Here is a 26,337-nt window from a genome sequence, read left to right as displayed (position 1 = left end):
ATACGTTCCCCCGACCGAAAGACTGACCGATGTTTGAACTCTTCTCATATGGCGATACCGGCTGGGGGGACGAAATCCTGCGGGGGTTGGCGATCACGGTGCAACTCGCGATCGTCACGCTTCCCGTGGGCCTGTTACTTGGATTTCTGGCGGCGTTCGCGTCGATGTCTCGCCTTGGCCCCCTGCGGTTCCTGGGTTTCGGCTACACCACCATCATGCGCGGCCTGCCCGAGATCCTGACGCTCTTCGTTGTCTACAACGGCGTGGGGTTGCTTTTGAACATGGCGCTGCGCTGGTGGAACCCCGAACGCGGGGCGACGGATTTCAGCCCCTTCGCCGCCGGTGTCATTGCGCTTGGCATGGTGTTCGGCGCATTCGCGGGCGAAGTGCTGCGCGGCGCGTTCCAGTCGCTCGACAAGGGCCAGACCGAGGCCGGGCGCGCCATCGGCATGACCCAGGGCCAGATTTTCCGCCGTATCCAGTTGCCGCAGCTTTGGCGGTTCGCGCTGCCGGGGTTGGGCAACCTCTGGATCAACATGCTGAAGGACACTGCTCTTGTTTCAGTTATCGCGCTTGATGACCTGATGCGCATGACCAAGGTCGCCGTCGGCGTCACCAAGCAACCTTTCACGTTCTATCTGCTGGCCTGCCTGATCTACTGGGTCATGTGCGTCTTGTCCGAGCTGGTGCTGTATTGGATGGAACGTCGCGCCAATCGCGGCATCCGGAGGGCCGTGTGATGAACCCGATCGAGATCATCGCCCAATACTGGCCCCGGTTGCTCGACGGCACGCTGATGACGATCAAGCTGACCTTCCTCGGCGCGCTTATTGCCGCGCTCGTATCACCAGGCTTCGCACTGATCCGCACCCATGCCGCGCCACTGGCTCAGGCCCCACTCAGGCTTTACATCTCGTTCATGCGCGGCACGCCGATCCTCGCGCAGCTGTTTCTGATATTCTACGGCTCGGGCCAGTTTCGACCCATCTTGCAGGACTGGGGGCTGTGGACCTTCTTCCGCGACCCGTTCAACTGTGCGCTGCTGGCTTTTGCGCTCAACTCCACCGCCTATCAGACCGAGATCCTGCGCGGCGGCATCATGGGTGTGCCACAAGGTGAAATCGAGGCCGCCAAAGCCATCGGCATGACTCGTTTCAAGACGCTCCGCCGCGTTGTCTTCCCGCACGCCTATCGTATCGCGTGGCCTGCGCTCGGCAACGAGGTGATCCTGTTGATGAAAGCCAGCGCGCTGGCAAGCGTCGTCACCGTTTTCGACATCATGGGCCGAACACGCCAGATCTTTTCGCGCACCTTCGATTTCTCGACCTACCTGTGGGCTGCCCTGATCTATCTCTGCATTACCGCGATCTTCGTCCTGATCTGGCGGCAGGCCGAACGCCGCCTTAGCCGGCACATCGAAGCCCATCACAAACCGCGCGTCGCTGCACAGCCCGCAAAGGAACCCCAGGCATGAGCCAGACGGAAATCATCTTGAAGGCCGAAGGCATCCACAAGTCGTTCGGCAGTGTCGAAGTCCTGAAGGGCATCTCGCTTGAAGCGCGGAAACACGACGTGATCTCGATCCTGGGCTCGTCGGGGTCCGGCAAGTCGACCTTCCTGCGCTGTCTCAACTTCCTTGAAACACCGACATCGGGCAAGGTGACCGTCCATGGCAACGAAATCCTGGTGCGGAATGGCAAGCCCCAGAACGTGCGCCATATCGAGGAAATCCGCGCCCGGCTTGGCATGGTCTTCCAGCAGTTCAACCTCTGGACCCACCGCACCGTGCTGGAAAACGTGATGGAGGGCCCTGTCCAGGTCAAACGTCAACCGAAGGCAGAAGCCCGCGACAAGGCCGAGGCGCTTTTGAAGCGTGTCGGGCTGGAAGAGCGCATGGGCATGTATCCATCGCAGCTTTCCGGCGGCCAGCAGCAGCGTGTGGCCATCGCCCGGGCACTGGCGATGGAGCCCGACGCAATCCTGTTTGACGAGCCAACATCGGCGCTTGACCCGGAACTGGTGGGCGAGGTTCTGAAGGTGATGCAGGATCTTGCCGCCGAAGGTCGGACGATGATCGTCGTGACACACGAGATGGGTTTTGCCCGCGAGGTCTCCTCCGAAGTCGTCTTCCTGCACGAAGGCCGCATCGCCGAACAGGGCCCGCCCGAAGAGATGTTCACCAACCCCAGGACCGAGGTGTTCGAGCGGTTCATCGCCAAGGTCATGTGATCCACCAAAATCTAGGAAGTTGTCGAAATGCTGGAAAAACCCGAAACGCCGCCCGCCGGGGCGATGCACCAAGGCATCCTGATCGAATCCGCCGAGCTTCGCATCGTCAGCCTGCCACTTCTGACGCCCTTCGTGATCTCGACTGGCACGATGACGGCCAAGACCTTTCCGCTTTTGGTGCTGAAGGGCGAAGGGCTGGAGGGCATCGGCGAAGCGGTGATGGACCCGGCCCCGGACTATCTTGAGGAAACCATCCCCGGCGCGATGCCCTTCCTGCGCGACGTGCTGCTGCCGCAGATCGTCGGCAAACGCTTTGCCTCGCCTTATGAGCTTCAGCCGATCCTCGCCCCGTGGCGCGGCAACCGAATGGCCAAGGCGGTGGTCGAGATGGCATTCTGGGATCTCTGGGCCAAAAGCCTGAACATCCCGCTGAAGGCCGCGCTTGGCGGCGTCGGCGACAGCGTCGATGTGGGCGTCAGCCTTGGCATCGCGCCGGTCGAGAAGACGCTGGAACGCGTCGATGAGGCGGTCGCGAATGGCTACAAGCGCACCAAGCTCAAGATCGCGCAGGGCCATGACGTCAAGATCGTCGAAGCGGTGCGGGCGCGCCACCCCGACATCAAGCTGACCGTGGACGCCAATACCGACTACGGGATGGCCGACTTGCCGGTGTTGCAGGCGCTCGACGACTTCCGCCTCGACTATATCGAGCAGCCGCTGGCCTATGACGACATCCACGACCACGCGAAGGTGCAGGCGGCGCTGAAGACCGCGATCTGCCTTGACGAGAGCATCCGCAGCGCCAAGGACGCCCGCATCGCGCTCGAACTCGGTGCGGCGCGGGTCATCAACATCAAGGTCGGACGCGTGGGCGGGTTTGCCTCGGCCCGTGCCATCCATGACACCTGTGCCGCCTTTGATGCGCCGGTCTGGTGCGGCGGGATGCTGGAAAGCGGCATCGGGCGGGCGCACAACATCCATCTGGCGACGCTCGCGAACTTCACCAAACCCGGCGACACCTCCAGCGCCAGCCGCTACTTCAAGCGCGACATCATCAATGAACCGCTCGAAGCCACGAACGGCGAAATGCCCGTGCCCACGAACGGCCCCGGCATCGGCGTCACGCTCGACCAAGGGTTTCTGAAAACCGTATCCGATCATGTCGAGGAGATCGGCGCATGAAGGTGGAACAGTCAGGCATCACAATACGCGAGCTGAACTCGGTCACAGAACTCAAACGGTCCGAGCGCTTTCAGAAAGAGGTTTGGGGCGAGGATGACCCGTCCGACAATTCAGACATCATGCTGGCGATCCAGCATGAAGGGGGGCTTGTTGCTGGCGCATTCAAAGACGGGCGCATGCTGGGTTTTCTGTTTGGCTTCCCAACAAGCCAACCCGACGCACAACACTCGCACAGGCTGGCCGTGCATCCCGACAGCCGAGGCATGGGGTTGGGGGCAAAGCTGAAATGGTATCAGCGCGACTGGTGCCTTCAGCGCGGCATAAACGTGGTGCGCTGGACCTATGATCCACTGCGCCGCATCAACGCAAGCCTCAACATAGCAAGGCTTGGCGCGACCGCGGGAATCTACCACGAAGATTATTATGGCGAGATGGAGGGCATCAATGCCGGTGTCCCCTCCGACCGCCTCGTTGCTGAATGGCATCTGAACGCACCTGAAGTCGTGCAGCGGCTTGACCCTTCGGTGGCGCAGCCTCATGTGCCCGAAGGCAGTCTGAAGATCACAATCCCCGCTGATTTCGCAGGCTTGCTGTCACATGACATGGACAAAGCCATATCCGAACGCCTGCGCGTGCGCGAAGAGTTGACCACAGCTTTTAAGGCGGGATATCGGATTGTCGGGTTTGACGTGGACACTTGCGCATATCTTCTGATCCAACAGTGATGCTATTGATCAGCATTTTCAGATTTCTGAACGACCGCCACGCTCAGCGCAACACTCCCTTGCCTTGATCAGAGACCGGATCAGGCTCAAGGACGAAGCCGCTCGCGCGGCAATGGCGCTTGTGGCTGATGTTTCGCATTGTTCCTGAATTACCGGAATGGGGAAATCTGCGATGCTGCCGAACTCTCGGTGCTGCAGATGCGAACTTCGATTTGGACTTTCTGCACGTGCATTCGCTGCTAACGAGCAGGTCCGCAATGTCCGCACCGCCGACATTCGAGTCGATTGCAGCGAAAGACCGCTTTCCGCCCTCATCATCGAGTATAGAAGCTCCTTCGCGGACCGTGGTAGACCCTGCATCATGGCAATACGTGAACGGAAGCATTCCGGTATCCTGCTACCGTCTCACGCAGCTCCCGAGGCTCAAGCACCTCAACCTCCCTCCCCCATTTGGCCAAATGCCAGGCCATCTCCACCAGCCCGCTGGCCTCGAAGCTGACCAGCAACCCGCCATCCTCCAAGTCGATCATGTCTTGCTTGGGATGGAATTCAAACTCCCGGGCCGTAGCCGCGGCCGCTGGGCTGAACCGCCACACGACCCGGCTGAACTCGTCGTCTGAGTGAAACGACCCGAACGATCGGGCGGCATAGGCCTCAAGATCGAAGTCCCTGTCCTTTTCGAACCAGTCATTGGTGATCTCGGCCTTTTCGATGCGATCCAAGCGGAAGCGCCGCAGGTTGGCATCTTTGGCGGTATCACGGGCAATCAAGTAATGCCGCGTGCCGAGCAGGATCCCATAGGGCTCGATCAAACGCTTGCGCGGTTTGGCATCCTGCGCACCCTGGTATCGGATGATGAGCCGGAACGGCCCTCTCAGGGCAGCCGAGACGATGTTTAGCACAGCCGGAGAGATTTTGACCTTTGGGCCAGGGCGGCAGGCATAGCCTTTTGCCTCGAGGATCGCCTCAGCATCCACCTCCATGCTTCGGGCCTGCGCTGACGGCAATGTTGCCACCAAGCGGTCTCGCAGCGACCGTAGCGCCTCCACCTCCATATCCGCACCCTCCCGCTCAGCCCGCGTGATACTGGCCTCGAGTGCGACGAGTTCGCGGCGGTAAAGCCCCTGCATGCCGAGCATGCTGGTGTCGCGCAGCTTCCACCGTCGGCGGCGCTCGTTGTCCGTCTGATGGGAGATACTTGGAAAGACATCTTTCAGGGCAGCAATCATGCGCTGGGCGGTCCGTTCATTCACGCTGAATGCCTCTGCGACCTCCTTTACAGTGATCCCTCCGTGCCGGCTGGCGGACATGCCTGCGAGCTTCAACAGGTCTTGTGCCTTTTGGAACGACATGGCGCGTATCCCCGACAGTTCTTGACGTAGTGCCTGGGTTATAACCCGAGAGAGGACGATTCGTCCTAAGGATGCCGATCGATTGGAGAATTTGGCAGTCGCCGCATGAGCGTGAGTGCGGGGGTGCAGCTTCATGCGGCCTGCACCCCGGAGTTTCTGCCTCGCTGCCACTTGGGCGGCGTCAGCAACTTGCCAGGCCGCCCGCTGTCTTACCTCGACATCAGAACTGGAGCCCACATGGCACTACCTCAAAGAGCATTCTTCACCCTGCACGAAACCGCATCCCGATGGGGCTGCACCATCGCCGACATTGGCGGCTGGGCCACCGAAGGCAAACTGGACATCGTCACAGGGGTTTCTCTCGCGATCTGCGGCGACGAGAAGGTCTCTGGCAAGATCACGATCTCGCCGATGGACATGCTGCCCCTCTTCCGCCGCAGCGGAACCGGCCCCACGGTCATCAAGCTGCAGCGTATCAAGCCCGAGCATTCCGAGGAGTGGTGCTACGTCACCGAGCCCGCGGATGGGGTCGAGGTGTCCATCGCGGACCTGTTGATCACCGGTCAGGACGTGCTTCGGTTCGAAGACGAATATGACCTGCTGCGCCGCATTGGCGGCGGCACCGGCGCCCTCTCGCCCTACGACTGGGAAGGCATGTATGTGGCCCTGCTGAAGCGCGTCCACGAACATGGCATTCCAGAGACCCAGGCCGAACTGATAGGTTATCTTCAGGACTGGTTCGCCGATGTGGCCGAGAACGGGGAGATCCCCGACGAAAGCACAATTCGCCGTCGCTTGCGCCCCTTCTGGCGCGCCATGCGCGGCGAGAAGTAAGCGGCCCCAGCTTTTAGGCCCGCTTGGCCTCTTTCTCGGCATCCGCGTCATGCACAATCTTCGGGCGTGGCCGGAACATGCCGGCCACGGCATCGACCCCGGCGCGCAGCGGCGAGTCCATCAAATGCGCATAACGCAGCGTTGTCTGCATTTGGCTGTGGCCAAGCAACTTACCGATCATTTCCAGCGAAGCGCCGCCGCTGACCAAGAGCGAGGCGAACGTATGACGCAGGTCATGGATCCGCACATCCGGCAGGTCTGCCTCGCGCTGCACCTTCACCCAAAACCGGCGGATTTCCTTGACAGGTTGGCCCGGCACATCGCCCGGGAACAGCCACGGGTTGCCCTTGGGTACAACAAGCGCCCGCCGGCGCACGATCGCCGCGACGTCAGCGGAAATCGGCACCCGGTGGATCTTGCGCTGCTTGGTGGTGGCAGCGGGCTTTGACCAAATCCCCAGTTCCAGATTGAATTGCTCGAACTTCGCCTGTCGCACCTCTCCAACGCGGGAGCCTGTCAGCATACAGATGCGGATGATGCCCGCCGCACGTTGATCCTCGGCTGCATCCAGCACTTCCGCCAGTCGGCCGATTTCTTCATGGGACAGGAACCGCTCGCGCGCTGTCTCGACACGTTTCTTAAAGCCAGCAGCCGGATTGTCCGTGCGCCAGCCCCATTGGATGGCCAAGTTGAACATCTTGCGCAGTACTTCGCCAACACGGTTGGCGCGCACAGGCGTGGGCTTGCGCCCCTGCAGCTTGCGCGCACGATTATTCGGCTTCGCTTTTGAGGGCCGGGCCCTGCCCTCTGCAATCAGGTTCAAAAGCTTTGTCACATCATGCGGCGTGATCTCCGTGACCAGCTTGTTGCCCCAATGCGGGGCGACCAGTTTGGTTAGGAAGGATTTGTGATCAGCCGCGCTTAGGGGCGTCAGGGTAGAGGCGTGCTCGATCAAATACCGCTCGATCAAATCATTGAAGCGGGGCGCCTCGCGCAGCGTGTCGCGTTCCTCCATCGGATCTGTGCCCTCGTCGATCAGGCGGCGCAGTTCCCGGGCCCGCTCCCGGGCAGCCGTGACGCTCCACTCAGGCCAGCGCCCGATTGCCATGCGGCGCTGCCGTCCAGCAAAGCGGTAATCCATCACGAAGGACCGCTCGCCCGAGGGCATCACGCGGATGGAAAGCCCCCGTATCTCGGTATCGAAGACTTGGTAGGCTCGATCCTCTTCCGGGATCTGCTCGCGCACGGTTTTATCATTTAATCGCAATCGATTGACCATATTCATACCTCCTTCATGCGCATGACACAGGCGTAGATGCGCAGGCTTATCAAGCGAAGCATGAGGCTTTTGGCGGCATACAGGCGGTGACCGGCGGTGATGCGCCAAAACCCTGCCGGTCATTGAAATCATGGGAGAAATTACCGGGGAGCGTTCATCGCCCTGGGCGAATCTACCGGCCTGCAGAGTATGTTTCGCGCCCCAAAACACGCTCCGCAGGCCATCTCACTCCCTGACCAAGGCCAGATTTTGTAAATTCCGTTTAAAATCAATGACCGGCAAGGGTCCGGACCCCTTGCCGGTTGGGCGAATACTTTTGAACGCACGAGAAACCCGCTGAAACACGGCGAAATCTTGTAAATTGGCCGATTTTGGGCCGTCACGACTCTTCTCCAGCCAATTTGCTCGGCTTCTGCAACGCCCTGCGCCGCAAACTCGACCGGCGCCAAAACAGCAAAAGCTCAATGCTATCAATGACCGGCAGCCATTTGGCGCATCACCGCCGGTCTCCGCCTTCCCGCCACCCTTTCCGCTCTGCGCTTCTGAACACCTGAACTCTGTCCGTGACGGGCCAAACTCAGGAGAACCCAGATGCCAGACATTGGAACTGCCCCCCGATCCAGTAGCCCCCAACGCCTGATGAGCGGTTGGATCAGCCGCCTCGACCTCGCTCTTGAGCTTGGGGTTACCGTTGAAACCCTGCACCGCTGGGAGAAGATCCGTTTCGGCCCGCCCTGTGTGCGCGCTGGTCGGAAGGTCTACTATCGCCGAGATGCCGTGCAGGAATGGCTGATGCTGCAGGAAGCCCCCGCACCACGCCGCGCGGGGTCACGCCGATGAGCATCCCCCTTCCCTTCCGTATGCCCAGCGCCCGGAACCGCGTCCGCCAGGAGTGGATCGAAGAGCGCCGGCGTGAGGCACGCATGGTCGTCGCCGATATGGTTCACCATTCCGACTATCTCGTTCGCCTCGCCTGCAGTGTGTTGGTCCAGCATGGTGAAACCCCTGAGGAGCGCGAGGATGCGCGCATCCTGCTTGTCGTCCTCGATGCCAAAACGCCTGGGCGGCTGCCCGCGCCAGATCGGGAGGGCCGCTCATGAAGCGACGCGGAACTCCAGAAGCTGATCTGCAGCGCGCAGTCGTGACCGCGCTGCGCTTTGCCCTCCCCAAAGGCGCCATCATCCATCACTGTGCCAATGAGGTGACCGAGGCAGGCCCGCGTGGAGCCAAGCGGCAGGCCATACTGGTTGGCATGGGCGTCCATCCCGGTTTTGCCGATTTAGTGGTTCTATGCGCTGGGCGCGTGCTCTTCCTCGAACTGAAATCCCTCAAAGGGCGGCTCAGCCCAGCACAGGAGGCATTCCGCGACGCGGTGTTGGCCCAGGGCTTTGGCTGGGCGCTAGTAAGATCGCTAGATGACGCGCTGGGCGCTCTGGCGGATCATGGCTTCACGACGCGTGTGGCTTCTCCAACAGGGAGGGTCGCACCATGAGCCACGCCGCCACCAATTGGGCGATACAGCAGCGTGGGCTGAAGCCCACTACAAAGATTGTGCTTTGGCACCTCTGTGACCGGTTCAATCCCGACTTCGGCTGCTTCCCGTCCCAGGAACAGCTCGCCCATGACTGCGAGATCAGCCGATCGACACTCAATGACCACCTCACGCTCCTCGAGAGCGCCGGACTGATCCGCCGTGTGCAGCGGCTGAACCCAGGCACCAAGCGACAGATGCCAACCCGCTACATCTTGGCCTTCGAGCCGGGCTTTACCCAAGATCGCGCGGACCCGGGTCCGGAAACCGGACACGGCTCCCAAGCTACCCACACAGGCGAAGCAAAGGATCCGGAAATAACGGCCATTTCTGAGGATAACTCTGTGGATAACCCGCACCTGTGTCCGAAATCCACACACGGAGCCGTGTCCGATTTTGACCCCGACCCGTGTCCGGAAAATGCCGATTCCCGTGTCCGAAATCCGGACAGTAACCTTGTAAGAGAACCAGTAAGTAAACCAGTAAAGGAGGAGGAGGACGCGCGAGTGCGCGAAATCGTCGATGAGGAATTTTTCGGATCGCTGTTGGCAGCGCTGGGCTTTGACCCTGACGGGCCTCTACCCGGTTGGTGGCAGGGTTGGCCACCCCGAGAGCATGTTCGGCGCTGGCAAACGGACCTCGGGCTGACCGAAACGGATATCCTCGAGGCTGCGGAAGCGTCCCGCCAAGACCACCCCGAGCCGCCAGATGGCCCCAAGGGCCTGGATCGCATCATGCAGCGCGTCGCCCAGCGCCAAGCGGATGAAAAATCCCGGGGGCGGCGCAAATCTCGCAAGCCATCGAAATCCGAGAACCGACCGATCACCGACTTGCCTGTCTTCTACGCCGAGATGGTCAACTCCGATCGCTACCTGCCCGTCAGCGCGATCTCCAACTCCATGCGCGATGCCATGCTGGCCCGGGGCCTCGTGACCGCCGAGCGTCTACGCGAACGAGGTATCCGATGAAACACGATCGCAATTTGCACCCCTCGTCACGACAAGCCGGTCACGGGCGGCCGAAGCGCGTTATGTCTGTGCAGCAGGCGGTGGAATGGGCGTTTCGCGTTGAGCATGCCCAGCTGGAGCTACCCGAGCCGCCCGACCAAGAGCGTGGCCAGGGATTTGGCTTTGGTCTCGAATACGTGCTCATGCAGCGGGCGGCGCTGGGCTGCAAAATTGACGGCGGTCAGTACAAGATGGGCTTCTATACCCACGAAGACGCCGAAGTGATCGCCGCCACCGTAGCTGGGATGCCCGACAACCTCGGCGGCAAGCGCATGGCGATCCGTGTGGCTGAACTCGCTCGCGCTGGGCTTACGCCCGATTGGATGCCAGGGGCTGTACCGCGCTGCGTGCCGGTCGAGATGAAGCGCAACCGGCATGGCGATCACGCAACCACCGTGGTAGTCGGCACCGAGCGCATTCGAGTGAAAGGGAAATGGCGCAGCGTCGAGGTTCGGGCGTGCCCGGTGATGTTCAGACCGGATGCTAGCCAGATTGAAGCCGCGAGGCGCAACTATCACGATTGGTGCGAAGCATTGGGCTGGGTCAGAGACGGCCTAAGGACAAGCGGGATCCTGCGAGAGGTAGGGGTTACGGCTACGCTACCGAAGCTAAAGCCTTGGTTAAAATCCCAAACGCCAAGATAGATCCACGCTTCGGTACCCTAGAAGTAGTACAAACTTGATCCATTCACCCTTGATTGCAATGCAATCACAACTTACTTTTAGCAAACAGCAGGGAGGAGACCATGGCAAGCATCACGATTCGTAGCCTTGATGACGAAGTAAAGCGCCGCTTGCGCGTTCGCGCGGCGGAGCATGGTCGGTCGATGGAGGAAGAGGCCCGCGAAATCCTGCGCCAGGTTGTCGGGCAAGCAAAGCCCACTCACGACCTTGCCGCGGCCATCCGTGCGCGGGTTGCGCCTCTGGGTGGCATTGATCTTGACCTTCCGCCGCGTGAAGCCATGCGTGAACCTCCCGCGTTCGACCAAGCCTGACGCATGATCATCCTCGACACGAATGTCATCTCGGAGCTTTTGCGTCCGGCCCCGGAGCCCAAGGTCGAACACTGGCTGTCCACTCAGGACGGGCTCAACGTCTACCTGACCTCCATCTCGGAGGCGGAGCTGCGCTACGGTCTCGCAATCATGGGGAACGGCAAGCGCCGCGCCGCGCTGGTTGACGCCGTGGACCGTATCCTGCGCGAGGACCTCGCCGGTCGCATTCTGCCCTTCGACAGTGACGCCGCGCAGTCCTATGCCACCATCGCCGCCGTAAGACGCGCCGTCGGGCGGCCGATTGCCCAGGCTGATTGCCAGATCGCCTCCATTGCACATGCCTGCGGCGCCGCGGTCGCCACGCGCAACACGCCTGATTTCGAGGACTGCGATGTCGACCTGATCAATCCCTGGACAGATCCATGAAAGCTGTCAAAGTAAAAATCTCAAACGAGACGGACCGGAATTTTTCACAAAAGAGACCAGTATGAATGATCATAACGCCAAGGAACTTAGTTTTGAAACCGAACTATTCAAAGCTGCCGACCGGCTGCGCGGCAACCTAGAGCCGTCCGAATATAAGCATGTCGTCCTTGGCCTGGTGTTTCTGAAATACATTTCCGAGGCATTCGAAAGCTACCACTCCAAGCTGGCCGGAGACGACTACGCCGATCCCGAAGACCCGGAGGAATACCTCGCTGAAAACATCTTCTGGGTCCCACAAGAGGCGCGCTGGTCGCATCTGCGCAACAAGGCGCGTGATCCGAACATCGGCAAGATCATCGACGACGCGATGGAATCCATCGAGCGCGTACCGGCCAACGAGAAGCTCAAGGGCGTTTTACCTAAGAACTACGCTCGACCCACGCTCAATAAGGAGATGCTGGGCGACCTGATCGACCTCTTCTCCAAGATCGACATGCGCGGCAACGCGACCGAGGCGCGTGACCTGCTGGGGCGCGTATATGAATACTTCCTCTCGGGCTTCGCCTCGTCCGAAGGCAAGCGGGGCGGCGAATTCTTCACACCCCGTTCGGTCGTAAAAACCTTGGTTGCCATGCTCGAACCCAAGCAAGGCCGCGTGTACGACCCCTGTTGCGGCTCGGGCGGCATGTTCATCCAGTCTGAAAACTTCATCGAAGATCACGGCGGCCGCCGCAATGACATCTCGGTCTACGGGCAGGAGATCAACCACACCACATGGCGGCTGGCGATGATGAACCTGGCCGTTCAGGGCATCGACGCCGAGATCAAGTGGAACAATGAGGGCTCCTTTATCCGCGATGAACTGCCCGATCTGCGCGCCGATTACATCCTCGCCAATCCGCCCTTCAACATCTCGGACTGGGGGGGTGAGCGGCTGACGGATGACGGGCGCTGGAAACACGGCACGCCTCCCAGGGGCAACGCCAACTACGCATGGCTGCAACATATCTTGCACCATCTGGCCCCGCGCGGGACGGCGGGCGTCGTGCTCGCCAATGGCTCCATGTCCTCGCAGCAATCGGGCGAGGGCGACATTCGCCGCGCGATGATCGAGGCTGACAAGGTCGATTGCATGGTCGCCCTGCCGGGGCAGCTCTTCTATTCCACGCAAATTCCCGCCTGCCTGTGGATCCTGGCCAATGATAAATCCACCAACAGCCACCGCGACCGGCGGGGCGAGGTGCTGTTCATCGACGCTCGCCAGATGGGTCACATGGTCGACCGCGTGCGCCGTGACTTCGACGACACCGAGATCGACAAGATCGCCGACACCTACCACCGCTGGCGGGCCAAGGCACCCGATCAGCCCTACAAAGACGAACCGGGCTTCTGCGCCAGCGCCGATCTCGACGCGATCCGCAAGCATGACTACGTCCTGACACCGGGACGCTATGTTGGTGCCGCGGATGAGGAAGACGACGGCGTGCCGTTTGAGGAGAAATTTTTATCATTGGCGAGGCGGCTTGAAACAGAGTTTACACAGTCAATAGCACTTCAGCAGGCTGTTCGAGCAGCGTTAGCGCAGGTCCCGAACGATGACTGAGTGGATAGAGCTTACCGCAGCAGAGTTTTGTTCCTCGGTAAGGGATGGAACACACGATAGCCCCAAACAGAGTACGATAGGTAAAAGACTTATTACTTCAAGGCACTTGAATGGCCATCGCCTTGAGGTCGAAAATGCCTACTTGATCTCGCAACAAGACTTTGACGAGATCAACAAGCGAAGCAAGGTTGATCAATGGGATGTTCTAATCTCAATGATTGGCACTGTGGGCGAGGTATACCTTGAAAAAGGTGAACCGGATTATGCGATCAAGAATATGGGCTTGTTCAAATCCAAGGATGAGGAGTCCGGGAGATGGTTGTATTATTATTTGCAGTCCCCTCAATCCCAGGCAGAACTTTTCGCTAGGTGTCGTGGAACGACGCAGAAATACATCCCCCTGGGAGAATTAAGAAAGTTCCCAATCAAGTTTCCAATTGATCAATTCGCACGCGAAAGCACAATCAATTTGCTGAGCGTTCTCGACGACAAGATCGAGCTGAACCGGCGAATGAATGAGACGTTGGAGGCGATGGCGCGGGCGGTGTTTCGGGATTGGTTCGTGGATTTCGGCCCCACCCGCCGCAAGGCCGCAGGCACCACCGACCCCGCCGCCATCATCGGCGGCCTCCTCCCCAACCTGACCCAAGCCCCTCCCCTCGCCGCCCTCTTCCCTGACAGCTTCGGAGAAAACGGCCTTCCGGAGGGGTGGGAAGAGCGCGAGGTTAGCTCATTCGCCAAGTTGAAAGGTGGTAAGCAGCTCCCTAAAACGGAGTTTGTTGAAGAAGGCGATATTCCAGTTTTCGGCGGAGCTGGCCACATGGGCAATACCGACAAAGCGAACGCGTCGGGCTATGTCATTTCCGTCGGGCGGGTCGGAGCATACTGCGGCAACTTTGTTGCCCACCGAGGGCGGGCATGGATCAACAACAACGCCTCCTTCTTTGAACTGAAGGCCAAGACCAAGCCGGAATGGTTCTTCTATGCGCTGCGAGAACTCGACCTGACAAGGATACGCAAAGGCGCTGCCCAACCTTTCGTGTCGAATAGCGATATTGCGAAGCTGTCGCTTGTTTTTCCTGGGGATGCAGTGCTTGAGAAGTTTCAAGGCATGTTATTGCCACTGATCCAGCTAATCGAAGCCAACGAACAAGAAAACCAAACCCTCGCCGCCACCCGAGACATCCTCCTCCCCAAACTCATGTCCGGCGACCTCCGCCTGACCGGCGCGGAGGGTGATGCTTGAAGAAAGAAGTGAAACAGCTTCGTGAGAAGGCAATCAATGCACTCGTGTTGTCCATCGACCACTTCAACAGGCCTTGGGATCGAGGACGCACCGAGGCCGTTCTGATCTTGATGGATCACTCGTTCGAGATGCTGTTAAAAGCCGCAATCAGGCACAAAAACGGAAAAATACGCAAGCCGCGCAAGAAGCAAACAATCGGCTTCGATGAGTGCGTACGCAAAGGTCTGACCGATGCTAACCTGAAATTACTTTCCGAAGAACAGGCACTTACACTTCAGACGATCAACGGGCAAAGAGATGCTGCACAGCATTACCTCGTCGACATGTCCGAGCACCAGCTCTACTTCTATGCGCAAGCAGGGGTTACGCTTTTCCGCGACATTCACGATACGATTTTCGAGGAAAAGCTCATCCTTGAGCTGCCAGAACGTGTCTTGCCCATATCAACAACTGCACCGCGCGATCTAACCACGCTGTTTGATCAGGAAGTGGAAGAAATTAAGGCGCTTCTTGCCCCTGGTACGCGGCGAAAGATGGATGCGGTAGCAAAAGCCCGCAGCCTTGCAGTACTGGAGAGCGCCGTAAATGGCGACTATGAACAACCCAGCGACAGTGAACTGGAGAAAGTCTGTAAGCGCCTCAGTGAAGGAGAAGCCTGGACAGGCGTATTCCCTGGTGTCGCTGCGATCAACATTTCCGCAGAGGGCGAAGGTCCAACGCTTTGCCTGCGCTTGACCAAGAGGGAAGGGTTACCTGTTACTTTGCTGAAGGAGGGCGAAGGTTCTGGTGCGGCGGTCGCTCTGAAACGCGTCAACGAACTGGATTTCTACAGCTTGGGGGCAAAGGACCTCGCGGGAAAAGTTGGCTTAACTGCGCCGAAGTCGCGGGCATTGGTCGACCACCTGCGGCTTCGGGATAACCCTGATTACTTCAAGGAATTTGAGATCAGTGGAGTGTCGCACGCTCGATACTCTCCGAAGGCAGTCAAGGCCATGAAGGATGCGCTCCAAGAAATGTCAATTGAGGACGTCTGGGCTCAGCGCAAGGCTAGAGCGGTGGGGAAGTGATGGCTGAAGGTCAGTTTATTACAGTTAGGCGCTTATACTGATGAGCGATCTTTATCCCAGCATTGAAGCATTTTGCCGTCATTGGTCCAATGCCGCGATGCTCCAGCATACTTATGAGGCGCTGGAGCGCGAGTTCAAAGCCGGGAACGACGGCTGCATCGACGCAGCCAAAAGCATCCTCGAATGCGCCTGCAAAACTCTTGTCGAGGAACTGGATGATCCAATCAACCCCATCCGGGAACGTCCTGACAGCCCAATAAAAAGCGACAACCCAAGCCTCGGAAACTGGCTGACCGCTGCGATCCGCCTGCTTAACCTTGTCGATGATCGCACAGACCCTCTGAACAAGGTGATTTCGCAGTACAACACACTGACGGTCGAGCTTGGTAATTTTCGTAAAAAGGCCGGGCCACTCAGCCACGGCAAGCTGGGCTTTGTGAACCGCCTAAGTGAACACCACCGGCGAATGGCGATAATTGCAGCCGACACGGTAATCGGCTTCCTGCACGATGCTTATCTGGATCAGCAGACGGACCCTGTGCGGACCTTTGAACCTTACGAACGCTTCGGCCCGTTCAATGAAAAAATTGATGCCTACATCGGCTTCGCGGGGGCTCAGATCGAAGACGGAAGATTGATCGTCAGTGTCGAGCTGGAAGAATTCGATATCAGAAGCATCGACGTCAGTGTATCCCAGCTGTTGTTCGGTGTTGAGCGTCAGACTTACAAGGAAGCACTCCGCCGGACGGCTGCTCTCCCGCTTCCTGAACCTCAGGAGGAGCCGGTCGATGATTAACGAGGACTTGGTAGAACAGGCCGCGCTGGCCATTTTGCAGGATCAGGGCATTCTGTATCTGAGCGCGGATGTGATCTCGCCCGATGGCACTGCGCCTGAGCGCGCGTCCTATGGCGAGGTTCTGTTGATGGGGCGGCTGGAGGCAGCCGTGGCGCGGCTGAATCCCCGCATCCCCGAGGATGCCCGCCGGGACGCGATCCGGCAGATCACCGGGGCGGCGTCGCAAAGCCTGACCGAGGAAAACCGGCGCATCCACGCTCTGCTGGTCAATGGCGTGGACGTGGAGTTCAAGGCGGATGACGGAACGATCAGGGGCGATAAGGTCTGGCTGGTCGATTTCGAGAACCCGCAGGCAAACGACTGGCTGATGACAAACCAGTTCACCGTGATCGAGGGCAAGCACAATCGTCGCCCGGATGTGGTCATGTTCCTGAACGGTCTGCCCGTCGCGGTGATCGAGCTGAAGAACGCCGCCAGCGAGGCCGCGACTATCGAGGATGCATTCGCCCAGCTTCAGACCTACAAACTGCAGGTTCCATCCCTGTTCCGGACGAACGCGGTGTTGATCAGTTCGGACGGATTGCTGGCCCGGATCGGCTCTCTGACGGCGAATGAAGAGCGGTTCATGCCATGGCGCTCGGTCACCGGCGCGGTGGGTGATTTCACGCCCGAAGGACCGCAGGAAATGGCGACGTTGCTGAGGGGCGTGTTCGACAAGGGGCGGTTTCTGGAACTGCTGCGCGATTTCACGGTGTTCGGCGATCTGGGCGAGGGGCCGTTCAAGATCATCGCAGGCTATCACCAGTTTTTCGGCGCCCGAAAGGCATTGGCCAGCGCGATCGAGGCGACCCAGCCCGAAGGCGACCGCCGTATCGGTGTGATCTGGCACACCCAGGGGTCCGGCAAGTCGCTGCTCATGGCGTTCTTCGCGGGGTTGCTGGTGCGCAGTTCGGCGCTGGAGAACCCAACGCTTATTGTCCTGACGGACCGGAATGATCTGGACGATCAGCTTTTTCAGACCTTTGCCATGACGAAAGACCTGATCCGGCAGACGCCCGAGCACGCGGAAAGCCGCGAGGAGCTGCGCGAATTGCTGGCTCGGCAGTCTGGCGGCGTGATCTTCACGACCATGCAAAAGTTCACCCCAGAGAAGAGCGAGGAGCGTTTCCCGACCTTGACCGACCGGCGGAACGTGATCGTCATCGCCGATGAGGCGCATCGCAGTCAGTACGGTCTGGATGCAAAGGTGAACACAAAGACCGGTGAACGGAAATACGGCTACGCCCACTACGTGCGTCAGGCGCTTCCCAATGCCTCGTTTGTCGGCTTTACCGGCACGCCGATTGAAACCGCGGACGTCAACACCCCAGCGGTTTTTGGTGACTATGTCGACATTTACGACATCACCCGGGCCGTCGAAGACAAGGCCACGGTGCCTATTTACTATGAGAGCCGGTTGGCCCGTATCGAGCTTGACGACGACGAGAAGCCGAAGATCGACGATGAGATCGCTGCGATCCTCGAAGACGATACGTTGTCCGAACAGGAGAAGACCAAGGCCAAGTGGAGCACCGTTGAGGCGCTGGTCGGTGCAGAAAAGCGGCTGAAGCAAGTGGCCGCCGATCTTGTAAAGCACCTGGAAGCGCGGACTTCCGCCCTTGGTGGCAAAGCCATGGCGGTTTGCATGAGCCGCCGGATCTGCGTCGCGCTCTATAACGAGATCGTCGCGCTTCGCCCCGACTGGCATTCGGACGACGATGCATCTGGCGCGGTCAAGATCGTCATGACTGGCTCAGCATCGGACCCGCTCGAATGGCAAACGCATATCGGAAACAAGAAACGGCGCGATGACCTTGCGAAAAGGGCGCGCGACCCGGATGACCCACTGAAGCTGGTCATCGTTCGGGACATGTGGCTGACCGGCTTCGACGCCCCGTGCATGCACACAATGTATGTCGACAAGCCCATGCGGGGACATGGGTTGATGCAGGCCATTGCCCGGGTCAACCGAGTCTTTCGGGACAAGCCGGGCGGACTGGTGGTCGACTATATCGGCATTGCCCAGAACCTGAAAAATGCTTTGTCTCAGTATTCCGACGCCGACCGCGAACGCACCGGTATCGACGAGGAACAAGCAGTGGCGCTGCTGGCTGAGAAGCTCGACGTCGTCCGGCACATGTTCAATGGTCATGACTATAGCGTAGGCCTTCATGGCGCGGCTCAGGCGCGCTTGCAGGCGCTCGGTGATGCGGTCGATTGGATCGTCGGACAACAAGCACAGGCAGCACGCCAGAAGGCGTCCGACATCGACAAAAAAAAGGAACTGTCGCGGTTTCAGGACGCAGCTCTAGAACTGTCACGCGCCTTTGCTTTGGCATCGTCCAGCGACTTGGCAAAGGACGTCAAAGACGAGGTCGGCTTCCTTCAGGCCGTCCGCGCTGCGATGACCAAAACCACAGTCAAAGGCAAACTCTCTTCTCGGGCGAAGCAATTTGCGATCGAGCAGTTGGTCAACAAGGCGGTCGCTGATGCGGAAATCGTCGACATCTTGCATGCGGTGGGCATGAAGACGCCCGACATTTCCATCCTGTCCGATGAATTTCTTCTCGAAATTCAGTCTATGGAGCGCAAAAACCTCGCCCTGGAAGCGCTCAAGAAGCTCCTGAACGGAGAAATTAAGAGCAAAGCGAAACGAAATGTCGTTGAAAGCCGCGCCTTCAGTCAACGCCTAGAAGAAGCAGTCGCCCGCTATCATGCCAACGCCATTTCAACGGTTGAGATGATTCAGACCCTGATTGACCTTGCCAAAGACGTGAAAGCATCGGCCGCCCGCGGTGAAGCCGAAGGCTTGTCAACCGAAGAGCTGGCCTTTTATGACGCCTTGGCGCAGAACAACAGCGCTATTGAGGCTATGGGCAACGATGAGTTGCGCCTAATCGCTCACGAACTGCTCAATCAAGTCCGCAAGAACGCAACAGTCGATTGGCACAAGAAAGAAAGTGCGCGTGCTCGGATGCGAATCTTGGTCAAGCGCATTCTCAAAAAATACGGTTACCCACCAGACCTCTCTCAAGACGCCATCCAGACCGTGCTTGAACAAGCCGAAACTTTATTGCGCGATCTAAACTAATTCTTCAGCTGACCACGAGGTCAATCTGAAAGAAGACTGCAGACGCTGACTTCGCCCCCCTCCCATGGTTCCTCCCCGGGCCTCTGCGTATACGGGGGGGCGCAGCGCGCAAGTTTTCTAGCGACTTGGATTTTCACCGGGGAATCCACTTTGAAGCCACCCATGATTGAAGAGACTACAATACATCACAATAACAATGTCTTGCGTGACTCACGGCGTTTCCCAGTGTGGATTTTAGTATTTTAGTCAAGAATCCACCTGAGCCAGTTTTGGATCCACGGAATCCAGCTGGAAGCCACCCACAGAAAATGTGACTCCGATTCACATTTTGGATTGACTTTTCTAGCCCCCTTGACGTACCCCTTAATCATCAAAGAATTGCGCCCGGAGGATATCCTTCGCGGGCGCTTTTGTTTTTCCGACATCGCGATTGCTGACGACCCCATGGTATGGGGTGTAGCTTCGGCATGCATCGCCCTTGCCAGTGAGCCCCCAACCCCATGGATCTTGTTTTTGCGCCGCGCCAGATTGAGCTCTGGCCGATCGAGAAGCTTCGCCCCTATGCCAAGAACGCAAAAATCCATGGCGATGCCCAAGTTGCGAAGATCGCGGCCAGCATGGCCAAGTTCGGCTGGACGGTACCGTGCTTGGTCGCGGACGACGGCGAGTTGATCGCGGGCCATGGGCGCGTGCTGGCAGCCGGCGCGCTGGGTCTGACCGAGGCCCCTGTCATCAGGCTTGGCCATCTCGATGAAGCGGAGCGGCGCGCCTATCGCATTGCCGACAACAAGCTCACGGAACTTGGCGAATGGGACGAGGCCATGCTGCGCGATGAGATCGCAGGGCTCTTGGCGGAAGACTTCGACCTCGATCTTCTGGGCTTCTCGGATGAGGATCTGGATGCCCTGCTGCAGGACCCGGATGCGCTGGGCAGCGATGGTGTGGTCGATGGTGAGGATGATATTCCTGAGCCACCGGCTAAGCCAGTATCGGTCGCGGGTGATTTGTGGCAGCTCGGGCCGCACCGACTGATCTGTGGTGACAGTACCAGCGCGAATGTCGTTGGACGGCTGCTGGGCGATGTGAAGCCACAGCTGATGGTGACCGATCCACCCTACGGCGTGGAATACGACCCGTCCTGGCGCAACCAAGCAGGAGCTGCCAAGACCAAACGCACCGGCAAGGTGCTGAACGACGACCGCGCTGACTGGCACGAGGCCTGGTCGCTCTTTCCCGGCGATGTGGCCTATATCTGGCATGGCGCCCTGCATGCCGCGACGGTGGCGGACAGTCTGATCGCCGCGGGTTTCGCCATCCGCTCCCAAATCATCTGGGCCAAAGACAGGCTGGTGCTCAGCCGCGGCGATTACCACTGGCAGCATGAGCCCTGCTGGTATGCGGTGCGGGCCAAGGGCAAGGGCCACTGGGCAGGCGATCGCAAGCAGACCACGCTCTGGCAGATTGCTAACAAGGACCAGGATGCCGAGACCGTGCACGGCACACAAAAGCCGGTCGAATGCATGCGCCGCCCGATCCTGAACAACTCCAGCCCAGGTCTGGCCGTCTATGAGCCGTTCATGGGATCCGGGACCACGCTCATCGCGGCTGAGACCACCGGCCGCATTTGCTACGGGGTAGAGCTGAACCCGGTTTACGTCGATGTCGCTATCGAGCGCTGGCAAGCCTTCACCGGCGAGGAGGCAGTTCTGACAGACAGTGGCGAAACCTTCTCGGGCCTCAAGTCCAAGCGGCTGGCGGCGTGATGCAGTCGCGGTGCCAATCGCTGATCGAGGCGATCACCAATGTCGTGGTCGGTTATGCGCTGGCCGTCATCACTCAGATCATAGTGTTCCCATGGTTTGGGCTGCAGGTCAGTCTCAGCGACAACCTAGCGATCGGTGCGCTGTTTGTGATGATCTCCTTGCTGCGCAGCTATGCGCTGCGCCGGCTGTTCGAGCGCTGGCGATGATGGGCGGACTCAGGCCGCGTCCAATTTGTAAACAGTGCCGCGCTCGTGGTGTTTCTCAGACGTGATTGGCAGGCCAAGCTTCTTCTTGAGCGCACCAGAGATTGCACCTCTCGCCGTATGCGCTTGCCAAGATGTCGCCTTAACGATCTCGGCGATGGAGGCACCTTCCGGTCGCTGCAGCATCTCAATCAAGAGCGCTTGCTTGGTGCCTTGCCGGATAGAGACCAGCTTAGGGCCTTCACTTGCGTCTGCGGCCACTTCCGTAGATTTGGCCGCTGGCCGAGCCTTGCGGATATTGCTGACCGTGCTCGCGACAACCGGATCAATGCCGATGGCATCAAGTCCAGCCTCAGTTGCAATCAAGGTCGTGCCATGGCCATCACCGGTCTCACGCCAGAGTGGCTCATTGCGGCGCAGGTTGGCATCAACCTCTTCAAGCCAGCCGCGCTCGATCATCTTGGAAACGGTCATCTTGGCCGCAGCGCCAGCAAGCCCGTCGGGCAGCGGCATCGCCAAGTTGCCAGGGCGGGATGCGGCGCGCGTGAGGATAATGGTTTGCGTGTCGGTAATCTTCGGCATCGATGCCTCCATATTTTTAGTGTTGCTCTGTGCCGTTATTCGGCGGTGTCCATCGCGGCAAAAATTGCAAAATGCTGCACCCAACCGGTGAGGTATGGCAGTCCCGCAGGGATGCCGTCTTTCCGCTGGGTCTGCGCACTGATCGTCCAGGCCTGCCATTTCTGGATCGTCTTAATGATCGCGGCTTCATTGTTCGTGGTGCGGCCTTGCAACGCGTCAATCAAATCATCGGCAAAATGCCGACCCATTGAGCTGTCCAAGAAATCCCTGATGCCGCGCATCTCATCCTCGGTACCAGCGCCTGTCGCCAAACCGATAAAGGCGCAGGCCACCGTCCAGATTTGATCTGTCGGACGATCCCGTAAGGCGCAGGCAGTCATCTGTCCGTAGAACCCGTAGGTCTCGTTTTGGCTGGGAAGAACCAACTCGCTCATTGCTCTGCCTCCGCTTCCGCCCAAGCTCCATCGTGCCAGACATACAGGTAGCCAAAGGCGCGGGTTGGTCGTGGCAAGACCACTGGCGCCCGCGGCGGATCGAAACAGTCCAGCGCCTCGGTACTAACTTGCCGGATTTCTCGGGCGGCCAGGATGTCCTCGGGCATCCACGTGGCTAGCGCGGGAAGCATGTGCGCCGGGTACCCGTCGTAATGAATGTAAACGTGGGCCCATTCTTCGGGTCCGGTCTGGATGGCGATCTGTGCGCAGGTGCTCATCTTGCCCTCCCTCAAATGAGTTGCAGGCAGGCCAGCAGGGTGCTGGCAGCGGCAAGCTGGGTCGTGGGTAGTTCGATCTTGATGTGGGAGATCACATCGGAGGCCTCGGCAATGATGCCGCCGTCGCGCAGAGCAGCCTCGATGGCCTCTGCAACCGCGTCGGGCCGCGAGCGGTCAAAATGATTGGGTAAGGTATCGTGGTCGATGCGGAGGGTGCTGATCGCTTTCATGGCAAGGTCCTCACTTCTGCTGAGCAATCAGCGCGAGGAGGACCGCCGCCATGCCGCCCAGGTATTCACCGCGGCGGAACACGATCTCGTCAATGTGGCCGGCGTTGTCGATCGCGGGGTCAACCGCGAGATCGTCTGCCATGTGCAGCATCAGGCGTTTAGCTTCGGCGTTGTAGCGGGTGGCTAGGGTCATTTGTGTTTCTCCAATCAGGAAATTTGCTTGATGTGAGAATCGCTCGACACCGAAGTGTAATCAACTCAAATAGAAATATTTTTCTGTTTATTTTCAATGTTTTGAGGTTAATTCAACCGCCATGGAAGGTCTATCTGAACGCGCCTATGCCGAGCATGCCGGGATCTCCCGCGGCGCGGTCCAAAAGGCGCGCAAAAATGGGCGGCTGGTGCTCTTTGCAGACGGATCCATCAACGCTGCAGCCTCGGATGTACGGCGTGGTTCAGCGACCGATCCGGATCAAAAGATACGGTCAAGGGGCGGGCTTGGTGCAACTGGTGACGGCTCAGCAGCCTCAGGCCCCGGCGACAGCACGTCTTATATCAAAGCGCGCACCGCGCTCACCGTCTATCAGGCGCAGGAGCGTCAGCTCTCGATCCAGAAGAAGAAGGGCGTACTGGTGGATCGGGCGCGCGCCGAGACGCTGGTGTTTCGGCTTGCACGGCAGGAGCGCGATACTTGGATCACCTGGCCCACCCGCGTATCCGCCCTGATGGCCGCACAATTATCCGCAGAGATGGAGAAATATGCGGGGATGCCCGTAACGATCGAGGCTGCGATCCTGCAAAGGGTGCTGGAAACCCATGTCCGAGAGCAGCTCAACGCCCTGGCAAACCTCAGGGTCTCGCTTGAATGACGAAGATCGTGACACTGATCTAACCGAGGGCCTTGATCTCGACTTTGACGGCGCCGAGGATATCCTGCGTGTCTGGCAGCGTGGCATACGGCCTGATCCGGATCTGACAGTGTCGCAATGGGCGGATGCGCATCGCAAGTTGTCATCGCGCGCGAGCGCCGAACCCGGTCAGTACCGTACATCGCGGACACCATACCTACGCGCAATCATGGATGCGCTGTCGCCAAACCATCCCGCGCAGCGGATCAGCTTTATGAAAGCCGCCCAGGTCGGGGCGACAGAAGCCGGCAACAACTGGATCGGCTTCGTGATCCATCACGCGCCCGGCCCCATGCTCGCCGTGCTGCCCACCGTCGAGATGGCCAAACGGACATCGCGCGGCCGGATTGATCCACTGATTGAGGACAGCCCTGCGCTAAAAGAACGGGTGCAGCCTGCGCGGTCACGCGATGCTGGGAACTCAATGCTGTCCAAGGAATTTCCCGGCGGCATCTTGGTGCTTACCGGTGCCAATAGTGCCACTGGCCTAAGGTCTATGCCCGCACGCTATGTGTTTCTTGACGAGGTCGATGCTTATCCGGCTTCAGCTGACGAGGAAGGCGATCCGGTCAGTTTGGCCGAAGCGCGCACCACGACCTTTGCACATAGGCGTAAGGTGTTCATGGTATCGACGCCAACGATCCGAGGGCTAAGCCGGATAGAGCGCGAGTTTGAAGCCAGCGATCAGCGGCGGTATTTTGTGCCCTGCCCGCATTGCGGCCAGATGCAATGGCTGCAGTTCGAGCGCCTGCGCTGGGCGAAGGGACGGCCCGAAACGGCGGCCTATGCCTGCGAGGGTTGCGAGCGGCCCATTGCCGAGCACCACAAGACGCAGATGCTTGAGCGGGGTGAGTGGCGGGCGACCGCGACCAGTGCTGATCCCAATGCGATTGGGTTCCATCTGTCGGCGCTCTATTCGCCGATCGGCTGGAAAAGCTGGGAGCAGATCGCACGCGACTGGCTGGCGGCCCAAGGCTCAGACGAGATGCTGCGCGCGGCGCGCAACACCCTGCTCGGCGAGACATGGGTTGAAAGTGGCGAAGCCCCAGAATGGCAGCGTCTCGCGGATCAGCGTAAAGCCTTTGCGGCGCAGGTCCCAATTGGCGGCCTGTTCCTGACCGCAGGTGCGGACGTCCAGAAAGACCGCATCGAGGTGGATGTCTGGGCTTGGGGACGCGGCTTGGAAAGTTGGCTCGTAGATCACATTGTCATCCCGGGTGGACCCGATGATCCAGCCTGCTGGGACGCACTGACGGCCCTGCTTGGTCAAACATGGACGCATGAGAACGGCGCAATCATGACGCTGGCGAAGCTTGCCATTGATACCGGATACGAGTCCGCCGCTGTTTATGCCTGGGCGCGCAAGCAGGGCATTGCGCAGGTCGCACCTGTGAAGGGCTTAGAGGGGTTCAATCGGGCAACGCCAGTCTCGGGGCCAACCTTTGTGGATGCCACAGTGAATGGACGCAAACTCAAGCGCGGCGCGCGCCTCTGGACCGTAGCAACAGCCACCTTCAAAGCGGAGACCTATCGCTATCTGCGGTTGGAGCGGCCAGATGAGCCCGATGCCGCAGCACCTGCTGGGACGGTTCACTTGCCCGACTGGGCTGACAGCGAATGGCTCAAACAGTTGGTGGGCGAGCAACTGGTCACAATCCGCAACAAGCGCGGTTTTGCTCGCCAAGAATGGCAAAAGCTGCGCGAGCGCAACGAGGCGCTGGACACACGGGTCTATGCACGGGCTGCGGCCTGGATCCTCGGGGCCGATCGCTTTGATGAGCGCATGTGGCGGCAGCTGGAAAAGCAGGCCGGCGTGGAAACCACAGCCATCGCGCAAACGGGCGAGCCCGAGAAACCGACCGAACCTCAAGCAGGGCGGATCGCAGCGCCCCAGCGGCGCGGCTGGAAGATCAGCACGCCCAAATACATGGAATGATCAGAAGCCGGAGAATACCATGTCAAGCGCGCCGCGAATTTCATAGTCTGAGGCGGAAAGATCTGCGACAGGCTCGCCTTTGAGAACTGCTGATGAGACCGCTGCCATTTCAGCGGTGTGAAGCACATAAGAGGCGCCATCGATATCAAACACCGGCTCTAGTCGCCCCATGGCTTTGGGACCTGACGCCATCGGTATCAGTGGGGCGACCACGCGCGTGCCGGTCTCGATCAGATCTGTCTGCAGGTCGAGCACGAGACGATCGCCAGGCACCCGATAAACATGAAACTGCGCCATCAGTCTGTCTTCAAAACCTGAAGATCGGCCAGCGGCGTCCCGTTTGCTTCAATCCAAGTACGGCGCTCTTCGATGGCTGCAGCATTTTCTTGAGCCCACACTTTAGCCTTCACCACGCGGACTGCTTCAGCAACAGCAGCGTCGCTAATCGCTGACACATTGAGACCCAACTCCCGTGCCGCCGCCAAGTTGGCTGCCGTGAGGGTGACGTTGGTGCGCTGTTTTTCTGTAGTGACGTGCTGCATTGAGGCCTCCTAACACGTACGCAATATACACACTGCTAGTGTGCAGAACAAGAGAACATC

Annotated in this window: 31 protein-coding genes; 22 read left to right on the top strand and 9 right to left on the bottom strand. The window is 59.4% G+C overall.

From position 1 onward, the window contains the following. The first annotated feature begins 29 nt into the window (after window positions 1–29). Genes AC4GMC_RS01515 through AC4GMC_RS01495 form a run of 5 tightly spaced genes read left to right on the top strand, consistent with a single transcriptional unit; the run spans window position 30 to window position 4,136 of the window. Window positions 30–740 carry an ABC transporter permease gene (locus AC4GMC_RS01515; RefSeq protein WP_072704670.1) on the top strand — a complete coding sequence of 237 codons (711 nt, stop codon included), beginning with the start codon at window positions 30–32 and terminating at the stop codon, window positions 738–740. Further along, the gene (locus AC4GMC_RS01510) at window positions 740–1,474 is read left to right on the top strand and encodes an ABC transporter permease (RefSeq protein WP_067547900.1); all 735 of its coding nucleotides are present in this window, start codon (window positions 740–742) and stop codon (window positions 1,472–1,474) included. Before AC4GMC_RS01515 ends, AC4GMC_RS01510 begins: the two co-directional genes overlap by 1 nt. After that, a complete protein-coding gene (locus tag AC4GMC_RS01505) occupies window positions 1,471–2,229 on the top strand; it encodes an ABC transporter ATP-binding protein (RefSeq protein WP_067547897.1) in 759 nt (252 codons plus the stop codon). The genes AC4GMC_RS01510 and AC4GMC_RS01505 overlap by 4 nt, the downstream gene beginning before the upstream one ends. A gap of 27 nt (window positions 2,230–2,256) precedes the next feature. Continuing rightward, window positions 2,257–3,411: an o-succinylbenzoate synthase gene (menC, locus tag AC4GMC_RS01500; protein WP_487876238.1), complete on the top strand. Its 1,155-nt coding sequence runs from the start codon at window positions 2,257–2,259 to the stop codon at window positions 3,409–3,411. Continuing rightward, window positions 3,408–4,136, top strand: a complete 729-nt coding sequence (locus AC4GMC_RS01495) for a GNAT family N-acetyltransferase (RefSeq protein ID WP_067547894.1) — start codon at window positions 3,408–3,410, stop codon at window positions 4,134–4,136. The genes menC and AC4GMC_RS01495 overlap by 4 nt, the downstream gene beginning before the upstream one ends. A gap of 359 nt (window positions 4,137–4,495) precedes the next feature. Here AC4GMC_RS01495 and AC4GMC_RS01490 read toward each other — a convergent pair whose 3' ends face one another. Continuing rightward, window positions 4,496–5,488 (bottom strand): helix-turn-helix transcriptional regulator, encoded by a 993-nt coding sequence (locus AC4GMC_RS01490; protein WP_165590071.1) that lies wholly within the window; start codon window positions 5,486–5,488, stop codon window positions 4,496–4,498. 237 nt (window positions 5,489–5,725) lie between these two features. On the opposite strand from AC4GMC_RS01490, the gene AC4GMC_RS01485 reads away from it, so the two are divergent. Beyond that, window positions 5,726–6,322 (top strand): hypothetical protein, encoded by a 597-nt coding sequence (locus AC4GMC_RS01485; RefSeq protein WP_058243569.1) that lies wholly within the window; start codon window positions 5,726–5,728, stop codon window positions 6,320–6,322. Between the two features lie 13 nt (window positions 6,323–6,335). Here AC4GMC_RS01485 and AC4GMC_RS01480 read toward each other — a convergent pair whose 3' ends face one another. Beyond that, window positions 6,336–7,601 carry a tyrosine-type recombinase/integrase gene (locus tag AC4GMC_RS01480; protein WP_487884298.1) on the bottom strand — a complete coding sequence of 422 codons (1,266 nt, stop codon included), beginning with the start codon at window positions 7,599–7,601 and terminating at the stop codon, window positions 6,336–6,338. Window positions 7,602–8,192: 591 nt separating this feature from the next. Between AC4GMC_RS01480 and AC4GMC_RS01475 the strand changes: the two genes are divergently transcribed. The 14 genes from AC4GMC_RS01475 (at window position 8,193) to AC4GMC_RS01410 (ending at window position 21,370) form a co-directional block, all read left to right on the top strand. Further along, window positions 8,193–8,441, top strand: a complete 249-nt coding sequence (locus AC4GMC_RS01475) for a MerR family transcriptional regulator (RefSeq protein ID WP_487876315.1) — start codon at window positions 8,193–8,195, stop codon at window positions 8,439–8,441. Further along, complete coding sequence (locus tag AC4GMC_RS01470) at window positions 8,438–8,701, top strand: hypothetical protein (protein ID WP_487876314.1); 264 nt, start codon at window positions 8,438–8,440, stop codon at window positions 8,699–8,701. The genes AC4GMC_RS01475 and AC4GMC_RS01470 overlap by 4 nt, the downstream gene beginning before the upstream one ends. Further along, window positions 8,698–9,093 carry a VRR-NUC domain-containing protein gene (locus AC4GMC_RS01465; RefSeq protein WP_487876313.1) on the top strand — a complete coding sequence of 132 codons (396 nt, stop codon included), beginning with the start codon at window positions 8,698–8,700 and terminating at the stop codon, window positions 9,091–9,093. The genes AC4GMC_RS01470 and AC4GMC_RS01465 overlap by 4 nt, the downstream gene beginning before the upstream one ends. Next, entirely contained in the window at window positions 9,090–10,100 is a 1,011-nt protein-coding gene (locus AC4GMC_RS01460) for a helix-turn-helix domain-containing protein (protein ID WP_487876312.1), read from the top strand. Before AC4GMC_RS01465 ends, AC4GMC_RS01460 begins: the two co-directional genes overlap by 4 nt. 62 nt (window positions 10,101–10,162) lie before the next feature. Continuing rightward, window positions 10,163–10,783, top strand: a complete 621-nt coding sequence (locus AC4GMC_RS01455) for a hypothetical protein (RefSeq protein ID WP_487876311.1) — start codon at window positions 10,163–10,165, stop codon at window positions 10,781–10,783. 101 nt (window positions 10,784–10,884) lie between these two features. Further along, on the top strand, window positions 10,885–11,133 hold the full coding sequence (locus tag AC4GMC_RS01450; protein WP_487876310.1) for a FitA-like ribbon-helix-helix domain-containing protein: 249 nt from the start codon (window positions 10,885–10,887) through the stop codon (window positions 11,131–11,133). A 3-nt stretch (window positions 11,134–11,136) separates the two neighbouring features. Next, window positions 11,137–11,559, top strand: coding sequence for a PIN domain-containing protein (locus AC4GMC_RS01445; protein ID WP_487876309.1), 423 nt, complete (start codon window positions 11,137–11,139; stop codon window positions 11,557–11,559). 61 nt (window positions 11,560–11,620) lie between these two features. After that, on the top strand, window positions 11,621–13,162 hold the full coding sequence (locus AC4GMC_RS01440) for a class I SAM-dependent DNA methyltransferase (protein WP_487876308.1): 1,542 nt from the start codon (window positions 11,621–11,623) through the stop codon (window positions 13,160–13,162). Beyond that, window positions 13,155–14,408 carry a restriction endonuclease subunit S gene (locus tag AC4GMC_RS01435; protein WP_487876307.1) on the top strand — a complete coding sequence of 418 codons (1,254 nt, stop codon included), beginning with the start codon at window positions 13,155–13,157 and terminating at the stop codon, window positions 14,406–14,408. The genes AC4GMC_RS01440 and AC4GMC_RS01435 overlap by 8 nt, the downstream gene beginning before the upstream one ends. Beyond that, on the top strand, window positions 14,405–15,475 hold the full coding sequence (locus AC4GMC_RS01430; RefSeq protein WP_487876306.1) for a DUF3644 domain-containing protein: 1,071 nt from the start codon (window positions 14,405–14,407) through the stop codon (window positions 15,473–15,475). Before AC4GMC_RS01435 ends, AC4GMC_RS01430 begins: the two co-directional genes overlap by 4 nt. A gap of 40 nt (window positions 15,476–15,515) precedes the next feature. After that, on the top strand, window positions 15,516–16,271 hold the full coding sequence (locus AC4GMC_RS01425) for an abortive infection family protein (protein ID WP_487876305.1): 756 nt from the start codon (window positions 15,516–15,518) through the stop codon (window positions 16,269–16,271). After that, window positions 16,264–19,401: a type I restriction endonuclease subunit R gene (locus tag AC4GMC_RS01420; RefSeq protein WP_487876304.1), complete on the top strand. Its 3,138-nt coding sequence runs from the start codon at window positions 16,264–16,266 to the stop codon at window positions 19,399–19,401. Before AC4GMC_RS01425 ends, AC4GMC_RS01420 begins: the two co-directional genes overlap by 8 nt. A 500-nt stretch (window positions 19,402–19,901) precedes the next feature. Then, the gene (locus AC4GMC_RS01415; protein ID WP_487876303.1) at window positions 19,902–21,164 is read left to right on the top strand and encodes a site-specific DNA-methyltransferase; all 1,263 of its coding nucleotides are present in this window, start codon (window positions 19,902–19,904) and stop codon (window positions 21,162–21,164) included. Continuing rightward, complete coding sequence (locus AC4GMC_RS01410) at window positions 21,164–21,370, top strand: DUF7220 family protein (RefSeq protein WP_487876302.1); 207 nt, start codon at window positions 21,164–21,166, stop codon at window positions 21,368–21,370. Before AC4GMC_RS01415 ends, AC4GMC_RS01410 begins: the two co-directional genes overlap by 1 nt. A 9-nt stretch (window positions 21,371–21,379) precedes the next feature. Here the strand turns inward: AC4GMC_RS01410 and AC4GMC_RS01405 are convergent, their stop codons facing one another. Genes AC4GMC_RS01405 through AC4GMC_RS01385 form a run of 5 tightly spaced genes read right to left on the bottom strand, consistent with a single transcriptional unit; the run spans window position 21,380 to window position 23,084 of the window. Beyond that, on the bottom strand, window positions 21,380–21,949 hold the full coding sequence (locus AC4GMC_RS01405; protein ID WP_487876301.1) for a DUF3489 domain-containing protein: 570 nt from the start codon (window positions 21,947–21,949) through the stop codon (window positions 21,380–21,382). A 35-nt stretch (window positions 21,950–21,984) separates the two neighbouring features. Beyond that, a complete protein-coding gene (locus tag AC4GMC_RS01400) occupies window positions 21,985–22,383 on the bottom strand; it encodes a hypothetical protein (protein ID WP_487876300.1) in 399 nt (132 codons plus the stop codon). After that, a complete protein-coding gene (locus tag AC4GMC_RS01395) occupies window positions 22,380–22,661 on the bottom strand; it encodes a hypothetical protein (protein ID WP_487876299.1) in 282 nt (93 codons plus the stop codon). Before AC4GMC_RS01395 ends, AC4GMC_RS01400 begins: the two co-directional genes overlap by 4 nt. An 11-nt stretch (window positions 22,662–22,672) precedes the next feature. Then, window positions 22,673–22,891 carry a hypothetical protein gene (locus tag AC4GMC_RS01390; RefSeq protein ID WP_487876298.1) on the bottom strand — a complete coding sequence of 73 codons (219 nt, stop codon included), beginning with the start codon at window positions 22,889–22,891 and terminating at the stop codon, window positions 22,673–22,675. A gap of 10 nt (window positions 22,892–22,901) precedes the next feature. Continuing rightward, on the bottom strand, window positions 22,902–23,084 hold the full coding sequence (locus AC4GMC_RS01385) for a hypothetical protein (protein ID WP_487876297.1): 183 nt from the start codon (window positions 23,082–23,084) through the stop codon (window positions 22,902–22,904). Window positions 23,085–23,205: 121 nt separating this feature from the next. On the opposite strand from AC4GMC_RS01385, the gene AC4GMC_RS01380 reads away from it, so the two are divergent. Further along, window positions 23,206–23,760 carry a hypothetical protein gene (locus tag AC4GMC_RS01380; protein WP_487876296.1) on the top strand — a complete coding sequence of 185 codons (555 nt, stop codon included), beginning with the start codon at window positions 23,206–23,208 and terminating at the stop codon, window positions 23,758–23,760. Continuing rightward, complete coding sequence (locus tag AC4GMC_RS01375) at window positions 23,708–25,735, top strand: phage terminase large subunit family protein (RefSeq protein WP_487876295.1); 2,028 nt, start codon at window positions 23,708–23,710, stop codon at window positions 25,733–25,735. The genes AC4GMC_RS01380 and AC4GMC_RS01375 overlap by 53 nt, the downstream gene beginning before the upstream one ends. Here the strand turns inward: AC4GMC_RS01375 and AC4GMC_RS01370 are convergent, their stop codons facing one another. Next, window positions 25,736–26,032 (bottom strand): CcdB family protein, encoded by a 297-nt coding sequence (locus tag AC4GMC_RS01370; protein ID WP_487876294.1) that lies wholly within the window; start codon window positions 26,030–26,032, stop codon window positions 25,736–25,738. It lies immediately after the preceding gene. Beyond that, entirely contained in the window at window positions 26,032–26,277 is a 246-nt protein-coding gene (locus AC4GMC_RS01365) for a type II toxin-antitoxin system CcdA family antitoxin (protein WP_487876293.1), read from the bottom strand. Before AC4GMC_RS01365 ends, AC4GMC_RS01370 begins: the two co-directional genes overlap by 1 nt. Window positions 26,278–26,337: the final 60 nt, after the last annotated feature.

Source organism: Thalassobacter sp., assembly GCF_982993085.1.
Note: the sequence above shows the minus strand (reverse complement) of the source record. Positions and strands in the feature narration are given on the sequence as shown.

Bases quoted from the DNA above. Each gene is read 5' to 3' on its own strand.
- AC4GMC_RS01515 (WP_072704670.1), top strand. From the start codon at position 30: ATGTTTGAACTCTTCTCATATGGCGATACCGGCTGGGGGGACGAAATC.
- AC4GMC_RS01510 (WP_067547900.1), top strand. From the start codon at position 740: ATGAACCCGATCGAGATCATCGCCCAATACTGGCCCCGGTTGCTCGAC.
- AC4GMC_RS01505 (WP_067547897.1), top strand. From the start codon at position 1,471: ATGAGCCAGACGGAAATCATCTTGAAGGCCGAAGGCATCCACAAGTCG.
- menC (WP_487876238.1), top strand. From the start codon at position 2,257: ATGCTGGAAAAACCCGAAACGCCGCCCGCCGGGGCGATGCACCAAGGC.
- AC4GMC_RS01495 (WP_067547894.1), top strand. From the start codon at position 3,408: ATGAAGGTGGAACAGTCAGGCATCACAATACGCGAGCTGAACTCGGTC.
- AC4GMC_RS01490 (WP_165590071.1), bottom strand. From the start codon at position 5,488: ATGTCGTTCCAAAAGGCACAAGACCTGTTGAAGCTCGCAGGCATGTCC.
- AC4GMC_RS01485 (WP_058243569.1), top strand. From the start codon at position 5,726: ATGGCACTACCTCAAAGAGCATTCTTCACCCTGCACGAAACCGCATCC.
- AC4GMC_RS01480 (WP_487884298.1), bottom strand. From the start codon at position 7,601: ATGGTCAATCGATTGCGATTAAATGATAAAACCGTGCGCGAGCAGATC.
- AC4GMC_RS01475 (WP_487876315.1), top strand. From the start codon at position 8,193: ATGCCAGACATTGGAACTGCCCCCCGATCCAGTAGCCCCCAACGCCTG.
- AC4GMC_RS01470 (WP_487876314.1), top strand. From the start codon at position 8,438: ATGAGCATCCCCCTTCCCTTCCGTATGCCCAGCGCCCGGAACCGCGTC.
- AC4GMC_RS01465 (WP_487876313.1), top strand. From the start codon at position 8,698: ATGAAGCGACGCGGAACTCCAGAAGCTGATCTGCAGCGCGCAGTCGTG.
- AC4GMC_RS01460 (WP_487876312.1), top strand. From the start codon at position 9,090: ATGAGCCACGCCGCCACCAATTGGGCGATACAGCAGCGTGGGCTGAAG.
- AC4GMC_RS01455 (WP_487876311.1), top strand. From the start codon at position 10,163: ATGTCTGTGCAGCAGGCGGTGGAATGGGCGTTTCGCGTTGAGCATGCC.
- AC4GMC_RS01450 (WP_487876310.1), top strand. From the start codon at position 10,885: ATGGCAAGCATCACGATTCGTAGCCTTGATGACGAAGTAAAGCGCCGC.
- AC4GMC_RS01445 (WP_487876309.1), top strand. From the start codon at position 11,137: ATGATCATCCTCGACACGAATGTCATCTCGGAGCTTTTGCGTCCGGCC.
- AC4GMC_RS01440 (WP_487876308.1), top strand. From the start codon at position 11,621: ATGAATGATCATAACGCCAAGGAACTTAGTTTTGAAACCGAACTATTC.
- AC4GMC_RS01435 (WP_487876307.1), top strand. From the start codon at position 13,155: ATGACTGAGTGGATAGAGCTTACCGCAGCAGAGTTTTGTTCCTCGGTA.
- AC4GMC_RS01425 (WP_487876305.1), top strand. From the start codon at position 15,516: ATGAGCGATCTTTATCCCAGCATTGAAGCATTTTGCCGTCATTGGTCC.
- AC4GMC_RS01420 (WP_487876304.1), top strand. From the start codon at position 16,264: ATGATTAACGAGGACTTGGTAGAACAGGCCGCGCTGGCCATTTTGCAG.
- AC4GMC_RS01415 (WP_487876303.1), top strand. From the start codon at position 19,902: ATGGATCTTGTTTTTGCGCCGCGCCAGATTGAGCTCTGGCCGATCGAG.
- AC4GMC_RS01410 (WP_487876302.1), top strand. From the start codon at position 21,164: ATGCAGTCGCGGTGCCAATCGCTGATCGAGGCGATCACCAATGTCGTG.
- AC4GMC_RS01405 (WP_487876301.1), bottom strand. From the start codon at position 21,949: ATGCCGAAGATTACCGACACGCAAACCATTATCCTCACGCGCGCCGCA.
- AC4GMC_RS01400 (WP_487876300.1), bottom strand. From the start codon at position 22,383: ATGAGCGAGTTGGTTCTTCCCAGCCAAAACGAGACCTACGGGTTCTAC.
- AC4GMC_RS01395 (WP_487876299.1), bottom strand. From the start codon at position 22,661: ATGAGCACCTGCGCACAGATCGCCATCCAGACCGGACCCGAAGAATGG.
- AC4GMC_RS01390 (WP_487876298.1), bottom strand. From the start codon at position 22,891: ATGAAAGCGATCAGCACCCTCCGCATCGACCACGATACCTTACCCAAT.
- AC4GMC_RS01385 (WP_487876297.1), bottom strand. From the start codon at position 23,084: ATGACCCTAGCCACCCGCTACAACGCCGAAGCTAAACGCCTGATGCTG.
- AC4GMC_RS01380 (WP_487876296.1), top strand. From the start codon at position 23,206: ATGGAAGGTCTATCTGAACGCGCCTATGCCGAGCATGCCGGGATCTCC.
- AC4GMC_RS01375 (WP_487876295.1), top strand. From the start codon at position 23,708: ATGTCCGAGAGCAGCTCAACGCCCTGGCAAACCTCAGGGTCTCGCTTG.
- AC4GMC_RS01370 (WP_487876294.1), bottom strand. From the start codon at position 26,032: ATGGCGCAGTTTCATGTTTATCGGGTGCCTGGCGATCGTCTCGTGCTC.
- AC4GMC_RS01365 (WP_487876293.1), bottom strand. From the start codon at position 26,277: ATGCAGCACGTCACTACAGAAAAACAGCGCACCAACGTCACCCTCACG.